This window comes from Streptomyces dryopteridis (assembly GCF_049606955.1).
Lineage (GTDB): Bacteria > Actinomycetota > Actinomycetes > Streptomycetales > Streptomycetaceae > Streptomyces.
The window spans coordinates 4,341,157-4,357,176 of record NZ_CP187113.1 but is presented as its reverse complement, the minus strand read 5'-3'; the positions used below and the strand labels follow the sequence as shown (position 1 = coordinate 4,357,176).

The 16,020-nt window shown below is 73.3% G+C and carries 13 protein-coding genes; 5 read left to right on the top strand and 8 right to left on the bottom strand.

The window, feature by feature from the left end; genetic code table 11:
- Nucleotides 1–25: 25 nt before the first annotated feature.
- From ACN20G_RS18665 to ACN20G_RS18650, 4 genes are all read right to left on the bottom strand, one after another.
- Complete coding sequence (locus ACN20G_RS18665; RefSeq protein ID WP_424213931.1) at nucleotides 26–601, bottom strand: TerD family protein; 576 nt, start codon at nucleotides 599–601, stop codon at nucleotides 26–28.
- Nucleotides 602–773: 172 nt separating this feature from the next.
- Complete coding sequence (locus ACN20G_RS18660) at nucleotides 774–1,349, bottom strand: TerD family protein (protein ID WP_424213930.1); 576 nt, start codon at nucleotides 1,347–1,349, stop codon at nucleotides 774–776.
- Between the two features lie 162 nt (nucleotides 1,350–1,511).
- Complete coding sequence (locus tag ACN20G_RS18655) at nucleotides 1,512–1,970, bottom strand: peroxiredoxin (RefSeq protein WP_424215570.1); 459 nt, start codon at nucleotides 1,968–1,970, stop codon at nucleotides 1,512–1,514.
- A gap of 299 nt (nucleotides 1,971–2,269) precedes the next feature.
- Nucleotides 2,270–2,701 carry a DUF3052 domain-containing protein gene (locus ACN20G_RS18650; RefSeq protein WP_424213929.1) on the bottom strand — a complete coding sequence of 144 codons (432 nt, stop codon included), beginning with the start codon at nucleotides 2,699–2,701 and terminating at the stop codon, nucleotides 2,270–2,272.
- A gap of 436 nt (nucleotides 2,702–3,137) precedes the next feature.
- Between ACN20G_RS18650 and aceE the strand changes: the two genes are divergently transcribed.
- Nucleotides 3,138–5,870 carry a pyruvate dehydrogenase (acetyl-transferring), homodimeric type gene (gene aceE, locus ACN20G_RS18645; protein ID WP_424213928.1) on the top strand — a complete coding sequence of 911 codons (2,733 nt, stop codon included), beginning with the start codon at nucleotides 3,138–3,140 and terminating at the stop codon, nucleotides 5,868–5,870.
- Between the two features lie 410 nt (nucleotides 5,871–6,280).
- On the opposite strand, the gene ACN20G_RS18640 is transcribed toward aceE, so the two are convergent.
- Together ACN20G_RS18640 and ACN20G_RS18635 are read right to left on the bottom strand one after the other, a co-directional pair.
- On the bottom strand, nucleotides 6,281–6,634 hold the full coding sequence (locus tag ACN20G_RS18640; protein ID WP_424215569.1) for a peptidase inhibitor family I36 protein: 354 nt from the start codon (nucleotides 6,632–6,634) through the stop codon (nucleotides 6,281–6,283).
- A 1,518-nt stretch (nucleotides 6,635–8,152) separates the two neighbouring features.
- Nucleotides 8,153–9,745, bottom strand: a complete 1,593-nt coding sequence (locus tag ACN20G_RS18635; RefSeq protein ID WP_424215568.1) for an MFS transporter — start codon at nucleotides 9,743–9,745, stop codon at nucleotides 8,153–8,155.
- Between the two features lie 416 nt (nucleotides 9,746–10,161).
- Here ACN20G_RS18635 and ACN20G_RS18630 point away from each other — a divergent pair, with 416 nt between their 5' ends.
- The 3 genes from ACN20G_RS18630 (at nucleotide 10,162) to ACN20G_RS18620 (ending at nucleotide 13,672) form a co-directional block, all read left to right on the top strand.
- Entirely contained in the window at nucleotides 10,162–10,929 is a 768-nt protein-coding gene (locus ACN20G_RS18630; protein WP_424213927.1) for a TetR family transcriptional regulator, read from the top strand.
- Nucleotides 10,930–11,377: 448 nt separating this feature from the next.
- Nucleotides 11,378–12,604, top strand: a complete 1,227-nt coding sequence (locus ACN20G_RS18625) for an alpha/beta hydrolase (protein ID WP_424215567.1) — start codon at nucleotides 11,378–11,380, stop codon at nucleotides 12,602–12,604.
- Between the two features lie 66 nt (nucleotides 12,605–12,670).
- Entirely contained in the window at nucleotides 12,671–13,672 is a 1,002-nt protein-coding gene (locus tag ACN20G_RS18620; RefSeq protein ID WP_424213926.1) for a DUF4429 domain-containing protein, read from the top strand.
- 70 nt (nucleotides 13,673–13,742) lie between these two features.
- Here ACN20G_RS18620 and ACN20G_RS18615 read toward each other — a convergent pair whose 3' ends face one another.
- Entirely contained in the window at nucleotides 13,743–14,756 is a 1,014-nt protein-coding gene (locus ACN20G_RS18615; RefSeq protein ID WP_424213925.1) for an aldo/keto reductase, read from the bottom strand.
- A complete protein-coding gene (locus ACN20G_RS18610) occupies nucleotides 14,753–15,133 on the bottom strand; it encodes a MerR family transcriptional regulator (RefSeq protein WP_424213924.1) in 381 nt (126 codons plus the stop codon). The genes ACN20G_RS18615 and ACN20G_RS18610 overlap by 4 nt, the downstream gene beginning before the upstream one ends.
- Before the next feature lie 52 nt (nucleotides 15,134–15,185).
- On the opposite strand from ACN20G_RS18610, the gene ACN20G_RS18605 reads away from it, so the two are divergent.
- Nucleotides 15,186–16,016, top strand: coding sequence for a serine hydrolase domain-containing protein (locus ACN20G_RS18605; RefSeq protein WP_424213923.1), 831 nt, complete (start codon nucleotides 15,186–15,188; stop codon nucleotides 16,014–16,016).
- Nucleotides 16,017–16,020 lie beyond the last annotated feature (4 nt).

The window sequence follows — 16,020 nt, the reverse complement described above, 5'->3', positions numbered from 1 at the left end:
AGGCACCCCATCGTCTGGAACCGGTTTACGAAACGTTGACCCCGAAGTCTAGAGCGATGCCCCGCAGGCCCGACGCGTAGCCCTGACCCACGGCCCTGAACTTCCATTCGCCGCCGTACCGGTAGACCTCGCCGAAGATCATCGCGGTCTCGCTGGAGGCGTCCTCGGTGAGGTCGTAGCGCGCGAGCTCCTGGCCGTCGGCCTGGTTCACGATCCGGATGAACGCGTTGGTGACCTGGCCGAAGCTCTGCCGACGCGCGTCCGCCTCGTGGATGGAGACCGGGAAGACGATCTTGTCGACCTCGGCGGGCACCTTGGTGAGGTCGATGATGATGGACTCGTCGTCCCCGTCACCGTCGCCCGTCAGGTTGTCCCCGGTGTGCTCGACGGAACCCTCGGGGCTCTTGAGGTTGTTGTAGAAGACGAAGTACTGGTCCCCCAGCACCCGGCCGGCGCTGCACAGGAGCGCGCTGGCGTCGAGGTCGAAGTCGACCCCGGTGGTGGTGCGGGCGTCCCAGCCCAGGCCCACCAGAACCCGGGTCAGGTTCGGCGCGACCTTGGACAGGGAAACATTGCCCCCCTTGGCGAGTGTGACGCCCATGCTGTGGTCCTCCCCGGACGACGTGGTGTGGATGGCGCCCGGCCGGACCGACCCCGGCCGTCGTCGCCGGGGGCCGTACGGCCAAGCACGTCCGGCGCCGCACACGGGAGTGCGCGGCGCCGGACGGTGTTCGTGGAGCCCCCGCGGGGCTCGACGTGCGGGCGTGCCCGACTCAGACGTTCACGCCGAAGTCCTGCGCGATGCCGCGCAGGCCGGAGGCGTAACCCTGGCCGATGGCCCGGAACTTCCACTCGGCACCGTTGCGGTACAGCTCGCCGAAGACCATGGCGGTCTCGGTCGAGGCGTCCTCCGACAGGTCGTAGCGGGCCAGTTCGCTGTTGTCGGCCTGGTTCACGACGCGGATGTACGCGTTGCGGACCTGCCCGAAGCTCTGCTGGCGGGACTCGGCCTCGTAGATCGAGACCGGGAACACGATCTTGTGGACGTCGGCGGGGACCCCGGCCAGGTTGACCTTGATCGCCTCGTCGTCGCCCTCGCCCTCACCGGTGAGGTTGTCGCCGGTGTGCTCGACGGAACCGTCCGGGCTCTTCAGGTTGTTGAAGAACACGAAGTTCGAGTCGTTGGCGACCTTGCCCTGGTCGTTGGTGAGCAGCGCGCTGGCGTCGAGGTCGAAGTCGACCCCGGTGGTGGTGCGGGCGTCCCAGCCCAGACCGACGATGACCGCCGTCAGGTTCGGCGCGGCCTTGGTCAGCGAGACGTTGCCGCCCTTGCTGAGGCTGACTCCCACAGGTCCTCCATAGGTTCTCGGTGTGGGGCGGTGCCCCGTCGTGCGGTTGCTGTTCGGATCAACGTTTCGATCCTAGTGACGGGTTCCCACCCTGTCGGGCTTTTCCCCTTCGCGCCATGTGAGACGCCTCCGGGGCCGAACAGGTTGAGTCGAACGCGGAACTCAGAGGGCTTCGAGCGCGGCCAGGTACTCGCCCGCGTCCCGGGCGTCCGGCAGGCCGTTGACGACCTTCCAGCGCACCACGCCCTCCACGTCGATCACGAAGGTGCCGCGGACCGCGCAGCCCTTGTCCTCGGCGAAGACCCCGTAGGCCCGGGAGACCTCCCCGTGCGGCCAGAAATCGGACAGCAGCGGGTACTCCAGGCCCTCCTGCTCGCCGAACACCCGCAGGGTGGGCACCGAATCGTTGGAGACGGCCAGGAGCTGCACCTCGTCGTTCTGGAACCGGGGCAGCGCGTCGCGCAGCTCGCACAGCTCGGCGGTGCACACCCCCGTGAACGCGAAGGGGTAGAAGAACAACACCACGGCCTTCTCGCCGCGGAAGTCGGACAGCCGCACGGTCGCCCCGTGGTTGTCCTTGAGCTCGAAGTCGGGGGCCTTGTCGCCGACCGCGACCGTCATCTCGCGCATTCCCTTCGCCGTCCTGCCGGCGGCGCCGACGACCGGGGGCACGGGGCACGGCCCGGACGGGGCTCCGGCGCGCGCAGGTGGGACGCACGCGCGGTCCCAGCCTAGGGGGTGCGCCGGGGCTCCGGCCAGGCTCCGACCGCACCCGCCGGAACGGGCGGAACGGGCGGACCCGACGCGGAACGGGCGCGAAGCACGGCGGGAAACGCGCACGCCCCCGGCACCGGCCCGGCGGGGACGGTGACGGGGGCGTGCTCCTGCCCTGCGGGGCCGGGACGACGCCCGGCGGGGGCTCAGCGCTTGGCCTTGGCCGCCTTCGGGGTGACCAGGCGGCTCGCCGCCCACTCCTTGCCGATGCTGACGCTCTTGGTCTGCGAGAGACCGGCCGTCTGGGCGGCCTCGCTGATGTCGCTGGCCTCCACGTAACCGGGGCGGCCGGTCTTCGGGGTCAGCAGCAGCACGAGGGCGTTGTCCTCGACCAGCTCCAGGGCGTCGACCAGCGCATCGGTCAGGTCGCCGTCGTCGTCGCGGAACCACAGCACGACGGCATCGGCCACATCGTCGTAGTCCTCGTCCACGAGGTCCGTGCCGATGTGTTCCTCGATGGCCTCACGGAAATCCTGATCGACGTCGTCGTCGTAGCCGATCTCCTGGACCACCTGGCCGGACTGGAAACCCAGTCGGGCTACCAGGTTGGTCTCCGCGTGGTCCGCGGTCGCGCTCACGGGGTGCCTCCTGCTCGTTTTCGATGAATGTCTTCGGCGCCGCGCGCGTACGCGCAGCATTGGGCGTAGTCCACACGGACGCGGCGGATCGCGCAAGTACCCGGGGGGCGAGACCGCCGAAACGGTGACGATTGCGGCCGTCTCGGCACGACCGGGGACCCACTGCCACCGCGTTCACGAGTGAACACCGGGTGACGCATCACACACCATTGGACCGCATTCGGCGGCCCTTGGGGACCTTCATACCTGTTTGAGGGCCGAACGGCCTTACGAACCGGCTGAACGACTTGGGCGTAAGGTTGCGGTTTGGGCGCCCGCGCTCCCTACCGAACCTCCACGGATTACCTACCGGTAAAGGTGACGATTGGCTCTCCGCGGTACACGATGGGAGGCGGTGTGACCCAGGACACGACTCCCCCGACAGCGAAGGAACAGCGTGGCTTCCGCATCCGATCGCAATCCGATCATCATTGGCGGCCTTCCGAGCCAGGTCCCGGACTTCGATCCGGAGGAAACCCGGGAGTGGCTCGACTCCCTTGACGCGGCCGTCGACGAGCGGGGCCGCGAGCGCGCCCGCTACCTGATGCTCCGGCTGATCGAGCGCGCGCGCGAGAAGCGCGTGGCCGTCCCCGAGATGCGCAGCACGGACTACGTGAACACCATCGCCACCCGGGACGAGCCGTTCTTCCCGGGCAACGAGGAGATCGAGCGCAAGGTCCTCAACGCGACCCGCTGGAACGCGGCCGTCATGGTCTCGCGCGCCCAGCGCCCCGGCATCGGCGTCGGCGGTCACATCGCGACCTTCGCCTCCTCCGCCTCCCTGTACGACGTGGGCTTCAACCACTTCTTCCGGGGCAAGGACGAGGGCGACGGCGGCGACCAGATCTTCTTCCAGGGACACGCCTCCCCCGGCATCTACGCCCGCGCCTACCTCCTCGACCGCCTGTCCGAGCAGCAGCTCGACAGCTTCCGGCAGGAGAAGTCCAAGGCCCCGTACGGCCTGTCGAGCTACCCGCACCCGCGCCTGATGCCGGACTTCTGGGAGTTCCCGACCGTCTCGATGGGCCTGGGCCCCCTCGGGGCGATCTACCAGGCCCGGATGAACCGGTACATGGAGGCGCGCGGCATCGCGGACACCTCCAAGTCCCACGTTTGGGCGTACCTCGGCGACGGCGAGATGGACGAGCCGGAGTCGCTCGGCCAGCTCTCCCTCGCGGCGCGCGAGGGCCTGGACAACCTGACCTTCGTCGTCAACTGCAACCTCCAGCGCCTCGACGGCCCGGTGCGCGGCAACGGCAAGATCATCCAGGAGCTGGAGTCCCAGTTCCGGGGCGCCGGCTGGAACGTCATCAAGCTGATCTGGGACCGCTCCTGGGACCCGCTGCTGGCCCAGGACCGCGACGGCATCCTGGTCAACAAGATGAACACCACGCCCGACGGGCAGTTCCAGACCTACGCCACCGAGACCGGCGGCTACATCCGGGACCACTTCTTCGGCGACGACCACCGCCTGCGCGGCATGGTCGAGGGCATGACCGACGACCAGCTCCTGCACCTCGGGCGCGGTGGTCACGACCACAAGAAGATCTACGCGGCGTACGCGGCGGCCAAGGCGCACAAGGGCCAGCCCACGGTCATCCTGGCGCACACGGTCAAGGGCTGGACCCTGGGCCCGAACTTCGAGGGCCGCAACGCGACCCACCAGATGAAGAAGCTGACGGTCGACGACCTCAAGCGCTTCCGCGACCGCCTGCACATCCCCGTGACCGACCAGCAGCTGGAGTCGGGCCTGCCGCCCTACTACCACCCGGGTCGGAACTCGGAGGAGATCCAGTACATGCACGACCGGCGCAGCGGTCTCGGCGGCTACGTGCCCACCCGCGTGGTGCGCGCCAAGCCGCTGAACCTGCCGGACGACAAGGCGTACGCGGCCGCCAAGAAGGGCTCCGGGCAGCAGTCCATCGCCACCACCATGGCCTTCGTCCGGATCCTCAAGGACCTGATGCGGGACAAGGAGATCGGCAAGCGGTTCGTGCTGATCGCGCCGGACGAGTACCGCACCTTCGGCATGGACGCGTTCTTCCCGAGCGCCAAGATCTACAACCCGCTGGGCCAGCAGTACGAGGCCGTGGACCGGGAACTGCTCCTGGCCTACAAGGAGTCCCCGACCGGTCAGATGCTGCACGACGGCATCTCGGAGGCCGGCTGCACGGCCTCGCTGATCGCGGCGGGCTCGGCGTACGCCACCCACGGCGAGCCGCTGATCCCGGTGTACGTCTTCTACTCGATGTTCGGGTTCCAGCGCACCGGCGACCAGTTCTGGCAGATGGCCGACCAGCTCAGCCGGGGCTTCGTGCTCGGCGCGACGGCGGGCCGGACCACCCTGACGGGCGAGGGCCTGCAGCACGCGGACGGCCACTCCCAGTTGCTGGCGTCCACGAACCCGGGCTGCGTGGCGTACGACCCGGCCTACGGCTACGAGATCGCGCACATCGTCAAGGACGGTCTGCGCCGCATGTACGGCCCGGATGCCGAGGACGTGTTCTACTACCTGACCGTCTACAACGAGCCGATCCAGCACCCGGCGGAGCCGGCGGACGTGGACGTGGACGGCATCCTGAACGGCATCCACAAGGTGGCCGCGGGCACGGCGGGCTCCGTCCCGGCGCAGATCATGGCCTCGGGCGTGGCGGTGCCGTGGGCGCTGGAGGCGCAGCGGATCCTCGCCGAGGAGTGGAACGTCCGGGCGGACGTGTGGTCGGCGACCTCGTGGAACGAGCTGCGTCGCGAGGCCGTGGACGTGGAGCGGCACAACCTGCTCCACCCGGAGGAGGACCAGCGGGTCCCGTACGTGACCCGCAAGCTCTCCGGCTCGGAGGGCCCGTTCGTGGCCGTCTCGGACTGGATGCGTTCGGTCCCGGACCAGATCTCGCGCTGGATCCCGGGCACCTACACCTCGCTCGGCGCGGACGGTTTCGGCTTCGCCGACACCCGTGGAGCGGCGCGTCGCTTCTTCCACATCGACTCCCAGTCGGTGGTCCTGGCCGTGCTCACGGAGCTGGCCAAGGAGGGGAAGATCGACCGCTCGGTGCTGAAGCAGGCGATCGATCGTTACCAGCTGCTCGACGTCGCGGCGGCCGACCCCGGCGCGGCCGGCGGCGACGCCTGACCCACCCCGGCCCCCAGGGCCACCCCGCACCACCCGATGGCCCCGGCCCCCCGCCGGGGCCGTCGGCGTTCCGCCACCCGAACGGGACGCCGCGCGCCCGCGCGGGCGGTGACCCAGGTGAGGGAGAGCTCGGGGGCCCTCATGTGCGCGTACCTCCGCGGCACGAGACCGCGGCGCCGTGCGACAGGGTCCCCGTCGAGGTGCGTCGCCGGTGGCGGGAGCCCGGCCCACCGCGTACCTCCGCGTTACGGGGCCGCGGCGCCGTGCGACAGGGTCCCCGTCGAGGTGCGTCGCCGGTGGCGGGGGCCCGGGCCACGCGGCACCGAGGTGGCCGCGTCACCCCGGACGGGTTGCCGGGCGCCCGATCGCGTCCCCGAGGAGACGGGGTGGGGTGGGGATGGGGGGTGGGGTCAGTTTTCCCAGACCTTGAAGGCTCGGACCTGGTAGGGGGAGGCCGGGAGCCAGACCCCGTCGCCCGGGTAGGTCTGGAACTCGCCCGTCTCCTCGCACTCCGCCGACTGGTACGTGGTGATCGGCCGGCCGGTGCGGTTGGCGAGGGACTGGGCGGTGCGGCCCGCCGGGAGGGCCACGCAGCTCTCCACGCCCACCGAGCTGAGCTCGTGGGTCTGCCGGGTGCCCTTGAACTCCGGTTTCGCCCACAGGCAGAACTGTCCCGTGGCGCAGGCCCCGAGGGCGGGCGCGGGCGGGGCGGCGTGCGCCAGGGGCGCGGTGCCGGCCGGGAGGACGGCGGTGAGGGCGAGCACGAGGGCCGCGGCCCCGGCCCGGCCGGAGAACCGGTCCGCGGCCCCCGACCGGGGACCGCCGGGGCCCCGGGGCCGGCGCGGCACCCCGCCGGACGCCCCGCCCGCGCCTCCCGGCTCCCCCGGATCGCCGGGCACCCCGGTGGATCCGGCGACGCCGTACCCGCCGGCCGGCGGGCCGTCGACGGCGCGGCCGTCCGCGCGGGTCGGGACCGGGTACGGGATCCGCGTCGGGCTCGGGATCCGGGGGCGGAGCGCCGCGCTGGTCGGGCAGGCCCCGGCGTTCGGCGCGGGCGCCGCCGCCGGTCCGAACGGGGAGGCCGCCGGCCTGGCCGTGAGCGGTCGCGGCCGGAGCACACCCGCGACCAGCGCCGACAACGCCGCCAGTCGACGCCCGGCCCGAGGCCCGCGCCCCGGCCCGCCGGCGGCCCCGATCGCGCCCGGCCCGTGTCCGTTTCCGGTCCGCCCCACCCGTCGGCGCTGCCGCCGAGAGCCCGAGCACCCGGACGCCGCGACCGCCCCGCGCTCGGCCCTCTCGGGCCCGGAGGACTCGGCGCCGGTCCCACGAACCCCCGGATCACCGTCGGCCCGCGCGGCCGTGTTGGGGCCGGAGGCCGGGACGGTACCGGATCCGCCCCCGGCCGCCCCCACGTCCGGCCGCGCGCTCACCATCGTGGTGGGGGAAGCGGCGTGTGCCGCGCGGGCCGGCGTCTGCTCCTCGGGCCGAGTGCTGGTGGGCAGGTCAGTCACCGCCGCGTCCGGCCGCGCGCTCACCCTCGTGGTGGCGGAAGCAGCCTGTGCCGCGCGAGCCGGCGCCGGCTCCTCGGGCTGGGTGGCGGTGGACAGGTCCGTCGGACTCGCGTCCGGCCGCGCGCTCAGCGTCGTGGTGATGGAAGCAGCGCGGGCCGGCGTCTGCTTCTCGGGACGGGTGGTGGTGGGCAGGGTCGTCGGACTCGCGTCGGGCCGTGCGGCTCGGGTGGAGCGCGTGATCACGGTCGTGGCGGCGGTGTCCGGGTGTGGGGCGCGCGGGGTCGGGGGGCTCGCCGCGGCGCCGTCGGTGGGGGTCGGGGCTCCCGGCGCCGGGGGCGTCGGCGGCATCGGCCGCGTGGGGCGGTGGGGGACGCGCTCACCGGGGTGGATCGGGGTGTGGACCGAGGCGTCGGGCGAGGGTTCACGGAGGGGGGCGGGGGTCGGGGTCTGGGCGGGGGTCGTCACTGTGTGCACGCGCATGTGGATCACTCCTGTCGATTCGCACCCCAGTACGCTTCCGGGCTGCTGGATCCACGGTGACCTGCGAGAACGTCCCGACGGAAGGGGCCCGCGCGGCTTTCACCCTGATAGGCGACATGCTCGGCGTGCGGGAATAGGCGCGGGTGTGGTAACGGTTGGTGACGGATTTACAGGGGCCCTTGAACACCCTGCCCGCCGCGTTTCCGCTTCCCTCCATCCCCTCGCACGCGGGCCGGCGCCCACCCCCAAGGGGTGAGCGCCGGCCCGGGTTTCGTGCGGTTGCGCGTCGGGTCAGATGTGCGCGGCGCCGCCGCCCGCCGGCGCGTTCTCGCCGCGCTTGGTGAGCGCCGCGACGCACGCGGCCACCAGCGCGACCACCGCGGAGACGGTGAACGCGGTGCTCATGCCGGAGACGAAGGTCTCGTGCGCGACGTTCGTGATCGTCTCGACCACCGGCGCGGGCATTCCGGGCGCGACCGGAGCGACGCCCACCGAGACGGCCTGCTCGGCGAGCGGCAGCTGCTCGGCGGGGATGGGCGGGAGCTTGGCTCCGGTCCAGTTGTCGGCGAGTTCGGAGCCGACGGTGGAGGCCATCACCGAGCCGAGGACGGCCGTGCCCAGGCTGCCGCCTACCTGCATGGCGGCCTGCTGGAGGCCGCCGGCGACGCCGGACAGCTCCAGGGGCGCGTTGCCGACGATGACCTCGGTGGCGCCGACCATGACCGGGGCCAGGCCCAGGCCCAGGAGGGCGAACCACACGGACATGGTGACGGTGCCGGTCTCGGGGGTCAGCCGGGACATGCCGGCGCAGGCGACGGCCGTCGCGAGCATGCCGAGCACGAGCGGGATCCGCGGGCCGACCTTGGTGATGGCGGCGCCGGCCAGCGGCGAGCCGACGATCATCATGCCGGTGAGCGGCAGCAGGTGCAGGCCGCTGTCCACGGGGCTCATGCCGTGCACGTTCTGCAGGTAGAAGGTGACGAAGAAGAGGCCGCCCATGAAGGAGAAGGCCATCAGCACCATCAGCACGGTGCCCGCCGACAGCGGCAGCGAGCGGAACATGCCCAGCGGGATGAGCGGTTCGCGGGTCTTGGTCTCCCAGATCGCGAAGGCCACGAAGCCGAGCACCGATCCGCCGAGGAACAACACCGTCTTGAGGTCGCCCCAGCCCCATTCGGATGCCTTGATGAGGGCCCAGATCAGGGCGAACATCGAGCCCGACAGGAGCACGATGCCGGGCAGGTCGAAGGAGCGCGGGGCCTTGGCGGCGCGGTGGTCCACGAGGATGACCAGGCCGAAGCCGAGGGCGAGCGCGCCGACGGGCACGTTGATGAAGAACACGGACTGCCAGTTGACGTGTTCCACGAGCAGGCCGCCGACGATGGGACCGGCGGCGGTGGACGCGCCGATGACCATGCCCCAGATGCCGATGGCCATGTTGAGGCGCTCGGCGGGGAACGTGGCCCGGAGCAGGCCGAGCGCGGCCGGCATCAGCAGGGCCCCGAACAGGCCCTGGGCGACGCGGAAGCCGATGACCAGGCCGACGCCGTCGGAGAGGCCGATGGCGGCGGAGGAGAGGGCGAAGCCGGCGATGCCGATGAGGAAGGTCTGGCGGTGCCCGAAGCGGTCGCCGATCTTGCCGGCGGTGATCAGGGAGACGGCGAGGGCCAGCAGGTAGCCGTTGGTTATCCACTGGACGGCGGAGAGGCTCGCTCCGAGGTCCTTCTGGATGGCCGGATTCGCCACGGCGACGATCGTGCCGTCCAGGGTGACGACCATGACACCGATCGCCACGGCACAGAGGGTGAGCCAAGGGTGTCCGCGCAGTCCCGAACTCTGTCCCGATCCGGGCCCCTTGACGGCCTCTCGGTCGGCGACGGTGATCTGACTAGTCATGTGATCAGGGTAGTGGCAGCGGCTGACAGTTCTGTTGCCGGCCGGGAACCATCGCGTATCGCGCCCCTGACCTGCCGGTGCCCGCGCCCCGCCGCGCCGGCCCGACCGGGGCGGCCCGGCGGACGCGGGGAGCGCGCGCGGCGCCCCGTCCCGCTCCCCGCGCCTCGAAGATCCCCCGTGCGGGCTCCTTCCGGGCCGTGCCGAACCCTTCAGCCGTCCCGGCCCGCACCGGTAGGCTGACGGCTCAGCTCGCGGACGTCCGCGACCGCCGCGGGCCTCCCGCCCGCCCGCGCACCCCCTCCGGTCCCCCGGGGCCGTCCCGGCCGCGCGCACCCGTGTGAACCGCGGCGGCGCCGCACCGACCCGGGCCGCGCCGTCGCACCAGAGAGGACGAGGACACCGCCGTGACGCCCGACCGACGGCCCTCCCCCGCGCCCGTCCCGGCCGCGCCCGTCCCGCTGCCGCCCGTCCCGCTGCCGCCCGGCCCCGGCCTGCGCGAGCGCAAGAAGCGCCGCACCCGGGACGCGCTGCTGCGGGCGGCGCTGCTGCTGTTCACCTCGAAGGGCTACGAGCGGACCACCGTCGACGAGATCGCCGAGGCCGTCGAGGTCTCCCAGCGCACCTTCTTCCGCTACTTCGCCAACAAGGAGCAGGTGGCCTTCGCGGTGCAGGACGTGGTGGAGGGCCACTTCCTGGTCGCGCTTACCGCCCGCCCGCCCGGCGAGGCCCCGCTGGAGGCCATGCGGAACGCGGTGCTCACGGCCTGGGACACGGTGGAGGAGGCCATCGCGGACGTGGTCCCCGTGGACCTCTACCTGCGCTCCTACCGGCTGATCGAGTCCACCCCCGCCCTGCTCGCCGTGCACCTGCGGCGCTCCACCGAGCTGGAGGCCGAACTCGCCGCGCTGATCGCCCGCCGCGAGGGCCTGGACGTGGACGTCGACCCGCGCCCCCGAGTGCTGGTCGCCGCGTTCTGCGGGGTGATGCGGGTGACCGGCCGGCTGTGGGGGCAGGGCGACGACATCAGCGTGGCCGCGATCCGCGCCATGACCCTGCGGCACGTCGACGGCATCGGCCCGGCCCTCGCGATGGCCTGGCGCCCCGTCGGCGCCCCCCTCGCCCCGACACCGGCCCCGACCCAGACCCCGACACCGGCCCCGCCCCGGCCCTGATCCACCCCTTACGCCCGGCGCCCCGCGCACGCCCGGCCGAAACGTGACCTCGGACACCGTGCCGGCCCGCCCGCGCACCCGCGCCCGGGCCCCGCCGGCGCGGCGAATCCGCAGTTCGGACCGGGCGCCCCGAGATCCACCGGCCGGCCCCCGGCCTGCGCCGCCCGGGCGGACCCGCCCCGTGACACCGGCCACCCCGCTCCCGAACAGCCGAAATCGTCTCCTAGGCTGGTTGTTCGTGCCCGTACCCGTTCCGTGCCGGGCCCACGTTCCGCCGTGTCCCCCGGCCGCGCCCACCCCGCCCGGCCCGAGCACACCGCCCGCCCCGTCACGGACAGCAAGGAAGTCGCGCGTGCCCGGCCCCACCAGCACCCTCACGCCCCTCGCCGCGCCGCCGCTTCCCCGGACCGCCCACCTGCCGGGCCGCTCCGTCCGCCTGGTCCGCCGGATGCCGGGCCCCGCGCACGCCGAACCGCGCCGACCGGCCGCCGTCCGGGTGCTGCTCGCCCTCGCCGTCGTGTTCGTGCTGCTCACGACCACCGGCTGGACCGCCGTGCACCGCCCGATGCCCGAGCCCTCCCCCCGCGCCGCCGCCCTGGCCGCCTGGGCCTCGGCCCGGATCGACGGCCGCCCGGTGCCCGCCGCGGGCGCCCCGGCCCGGGTGGTCTCCGAGTTCTTCGCCCGCCTCTCCCCCGCCGCCCGCACCCGCCTCACCGACACCCACCCCCTGGTCGTCGGCGGTCTCGACGGCGCCCCCGTGGCCCTGCGCTACCGCGCGAACCGCGCGGCCCTCGCCGTCGCCGAGGGCATCGAGGAGGCCCGCGCCCGCGACGTGCGGCTCTCCCCCGCCGACCGCGAGCAGGCCGGACGCCGCGCCCACCGCTTCGACTCCCTGCGCGAACCCGGCCGGCAGATCCTCTCCTTCGACCCGACCGGCGGCGGCCGGGCCGCCGAGGTCTTCGGCGACCTCGGCACGGCGGCCCGGATCTCCGTCGTGGTCCCCGGCGTGGACACCGACGTGCTCACCTTCGAGCGCACCAGCCGCCGCTACACCGCGCCCGTCGGCATGGCCCGCTCCCTCTACGACGCCGAACGCGCCGCCGACCCCCGGCTGCCGGTGGCCGTGATCGCCTGGGCCGACTACACGAGCCCGGTCGGCCTCGGCGTCGACGCGGCCGCCGGCCGGCTGGCCATCGCGGGCGCGGCCCGACTGAAGGCCCTGGTCACGGCCCTGCCCGGAACCGGCACGGTGGCCCTGTACTGCCACAGCTACGGCACGGTGGTGTGCGGATCGGCCGCCCCGGGCCTCGGCGACCGGGTCACGGACCTGGTCGTCGCCGGCAGCCCCGGCATGCGCGTGGACGACGCGGCCGAGTTGGGCGGCCGGGCCCGGGTCTGGGCCCTGCGCGACGCCGGGGACTGGATCGCCGACGTGCCGCACCTGGAGTTCGGCGGGCTCGGACACGGCCCCGACCCGATGGACCCGGCGTTCGGGGCCCGTCGCCTCGACACCACCGGCGCCCACAGCCACACCGGCTATTTCGAGCCACACACCGGCTCTCTGGACAACTTCGCCAAAATCGGAACCGGCGCATTCGGTTCCCTCGTCTGCGCCCCGTCGGATCCCGAGTGCCGTCAGGGGATTTCCGGGACAAATGCGGATGCAGCCTCGTAGAGTCCGGAAAAACGGCCCCCGCCACAAGGGGGACGCACGCGGGTCGCGCCCTTTACGATGGCCCGCATGGGTGACGTACTGGCCGGAAATCATGCCGTCTGGGAGTTCGATTCTGAGACGAACTCGGTGCTCATCCGCTTCGAACGCACTCCCAGACTCCCCGCACTGCGCGGGCCCCGACTTTGGCACGCGCTGGGCCCGCGACGCATTCCCGTCTCCGCCCTCGCCGACGTGCACGTGGCACAGGGCCCGGGCGGCAAGCGCGACGCGCTGACGCTGCGGCTCCTGCCCCGCCCCGGCGCCGACCCCCTCACCGAGGTCGCCGCCGGACAACTGCGCGAGGACACCGATCCGCACCGCCTCACCGTGCCCGCCGACCGGGCCGACCTCGCCCGGGTCTTCGCCGAGGACCTGCGGGCCCGGCTCGGCCCCGAGGCCGGGGAACCCGCCGCGCGCTTCCTCGTGGACCCGCCGCCGAGCAGCGGCGAGCTCAAGGGCTCCGACGCCCGGATCCGCTTCGACGGCTCGCAGGTGACCCTGCGCTGGTCCCGGACCGGCGCCAGCGGCACCAAATGGCGCGCCGGCGACCAGGTCCGGGCCCTGTCCGAACTCGGCGGGATCTCCTGGCGCTCCCCCGAGCTCCCCGACGGACACCTGCGCCTGATCCCGCGCGCCGACGACCGGGCCGCCGACCCCCGCCCCGACCACGACCTCGACTCCGTCCTCCTCGGACGCGGGGCCGTGCACGAGTCGCTGCCCTTCGCGGCCGCCCTCCTGCACGCCGTCCGCGAACGGGCCCGCCTCCCCGACACGAACCCGGCCGTGCCGCGCCCGGCCCGCCGCCGGGTCGGCGACTACGACGTACCCGAGACGCTCGTCGGGCGCGGGGGCCCCGCGAGCGGACCGGCCGTCGACCTCACCGGCGGCCCCGAGGGGCCCGACGCCCCCGACACGGAAGCCGCGCCCTACGAGGACCGCGTGCGCCACCTCGGCGAACTGCACAGCGCCGGACTGCTCACGGACGAGGAGTACGCGGCCCTGCGCGACCGCTTCGCCGTGCGCCCCTGAGCCCACCCGACCGCACGCGAGGGCGGGCGCCCCCGGAACCCTCCGGGAACGCCCGCCCACGACAGGGCCCTCAGCCCTCGCGCGCCGCCGAGGTGGAGCTCATGTCCGGGTAGCGGTCGCCGGCCACCCGGCCCGCGATCGGCTCCAGCGCGGCCAGCTCCGCCTCCGACAGCCGGATCCGGGTCGCCGCCGCGTTCTCCGCGAGCCGCGAACGCTTGCGGGTGCCCGGGATCGGCACCACGGTCAGCCCGTGCACCGAGGCCCGCTGCTGCACCCACGCCAGCGCGATCTGCGCCGGCGTGGCCCCGTGCGCCGCGGCCACGGCGCGGATCGGCTCCAGCAGCTCGGCGTTGGCCTTCGCGTTCTCCCCCGAGAACCGGGGCTGGTAGCGCCGGAAGTCGCCCTCCGACAGCTCCTGCCCTGCGTCGGCGAACGAGCCGGTCAGGAAGCCGCGCCCGAGCGGCGAATAGGGCACGAAGGCCACGCCCAGCTCGGCCGCCGCGCCCACCGCGCTGCGCTCCACGTCCCGGCTGAACAGGGACCACTCCGACTGCAGGGCCGTGATCGGGTGCACGGCGTGCGCCTCGCGCAGCTCCGCCCCGGTCACCTCGCTCAGCCCCAGGGCCCCGACCTTGCCCTCGGCGACCAGCTCGGCCATCGCCCCCACCGACTCGGCGAACGGCACGGCCGGATCCCGCCGGTGCATGTAGTACAGGTCAATGCGGTCGACGCCGAGCCGGCGCAGGCTGTCCTCGACGGCCTGCCGGATGTACGGGCGGTCGTTGCGGATGCCCCGGTACTGCGGGTCGTCGGTGCGCTCGATGGCGAACTTGGTGGCCAGCACCACCTCGTCGCGGTGCGCGGCGAGGAAGGGGGCCAGGAACTCCTCGTTGCGGCCGCGGCCGTAGATGTCGGCGGTGTCGAACAGGGTGACCCCGTGTTCCAGGGCCGCGTCCAGGGTGTCGCGGGCCGCGGCCTCGTCGGTGTCCCCGTAGAACTCGCTGATGCCCATGCAGCCCAGGCCCTGCGCACCCACCAGGGGTCCGCCCTTGCCCAGCTCCACACGCTCGATGATGTCGGTCACGATCGTTCCTTCCCCGCGTACGAGTCGATCTTGAAGTCCAGGACGGCGAGCGCGTCCGTGAGCTCGGCCAGGCGGGCCCGCACCTCGCGGCGCGTCCGTTCCAGCAGCTCCCGCCGCTCGTCGACCGTGTGCCCGCCCGCGCGGACCAGCTCGGCGTAGCGGACCATGTCCGCCACCGACATGCCGGTCGCCCGCAGCTTGCCGACGAAGTCCAACCACTCCAGGTCCCGGTCGGTGAACCTGCGCTGGCCGGAGTGCGAACGGTCCACCTGCGGCATCAGCCCGATCCGCTCGTACCAGCGCAGCGTGTGCTGGGACAGACCGGTGCGGGCCTCGACCTCGCTGATGGTGTACCGCGTCTCCGTCAGGCTCGTCATGACCACCACGCTAGAACCCTTGAGCGCACTCCAAGCAAGTAGGCTCGCCGGCATGGAGAGCCTGCCCACCCCGCGAGAGCTGATCGAGTCCTGGCCGGTGCCCACCGCGGCCGCCGTCGTCGTCCGTGCCGACGGCACGACGCACGCCGCGTACGGCCCGACCGACCACCGTTTCCCGCTGGCCTCGGTGACCAAGCCGCTGGCCGCGTACGCCGCCCTCGTCGCGTACGAGGAGGGGGCGATCGAACTGGACGAGCCGGCCGGGCCCGAGGGGTCCACCGTCCGTCACCTGCTCGCCCACACCAGCGGCCTCGCCTTCGACGAGCACCGCGCGACGGCCGCGCCCGGCACCCGCCGGGTGTACTCGAACGCGGGCTTCGAGGTGCTGGGCGACCACATCGCGAAGGCCACCGGGATCCCCTTCGCCGAGTACCTGCGCCAGGCCGTGTTCGAGCCGCTGGGCATGGCCAACAGCTCCCTGGAGGGCTCGCCCGCCAAGGACGGCGTGTCCACCGCCGCCGACCTGTCCCGCTTCGCCGCCGAACTGCAGCTGCCGCGCCTGCTCGACCCGCGCACGGTGGCCGCCGCCACCGCCGTGGTCCACCCCGGGCTCGCGGGGCTGCTGCCGGGGTACGGCCGGCAGACCCCGAACGACTGGGGCCTGGGCTTCGAGATCCGCGACGGCAAGAGCCCGCACTGGACCGGCTCGGCCTCCTCGCCCCGGACCTTCGGGCACTTCGGGCAGTCCGGGACCTTCCTGTGGGTGGACCCGGGGGCCCGCGCCGCGTGCGTGGCGCTGACCGACCGGGCCTTCGGGCCGTGGGCGGTCGAGGTGTGGCCGGCCTTCACCGACGCCGTGCTGGCGGACCTGCGCGCGAGCTGACGGA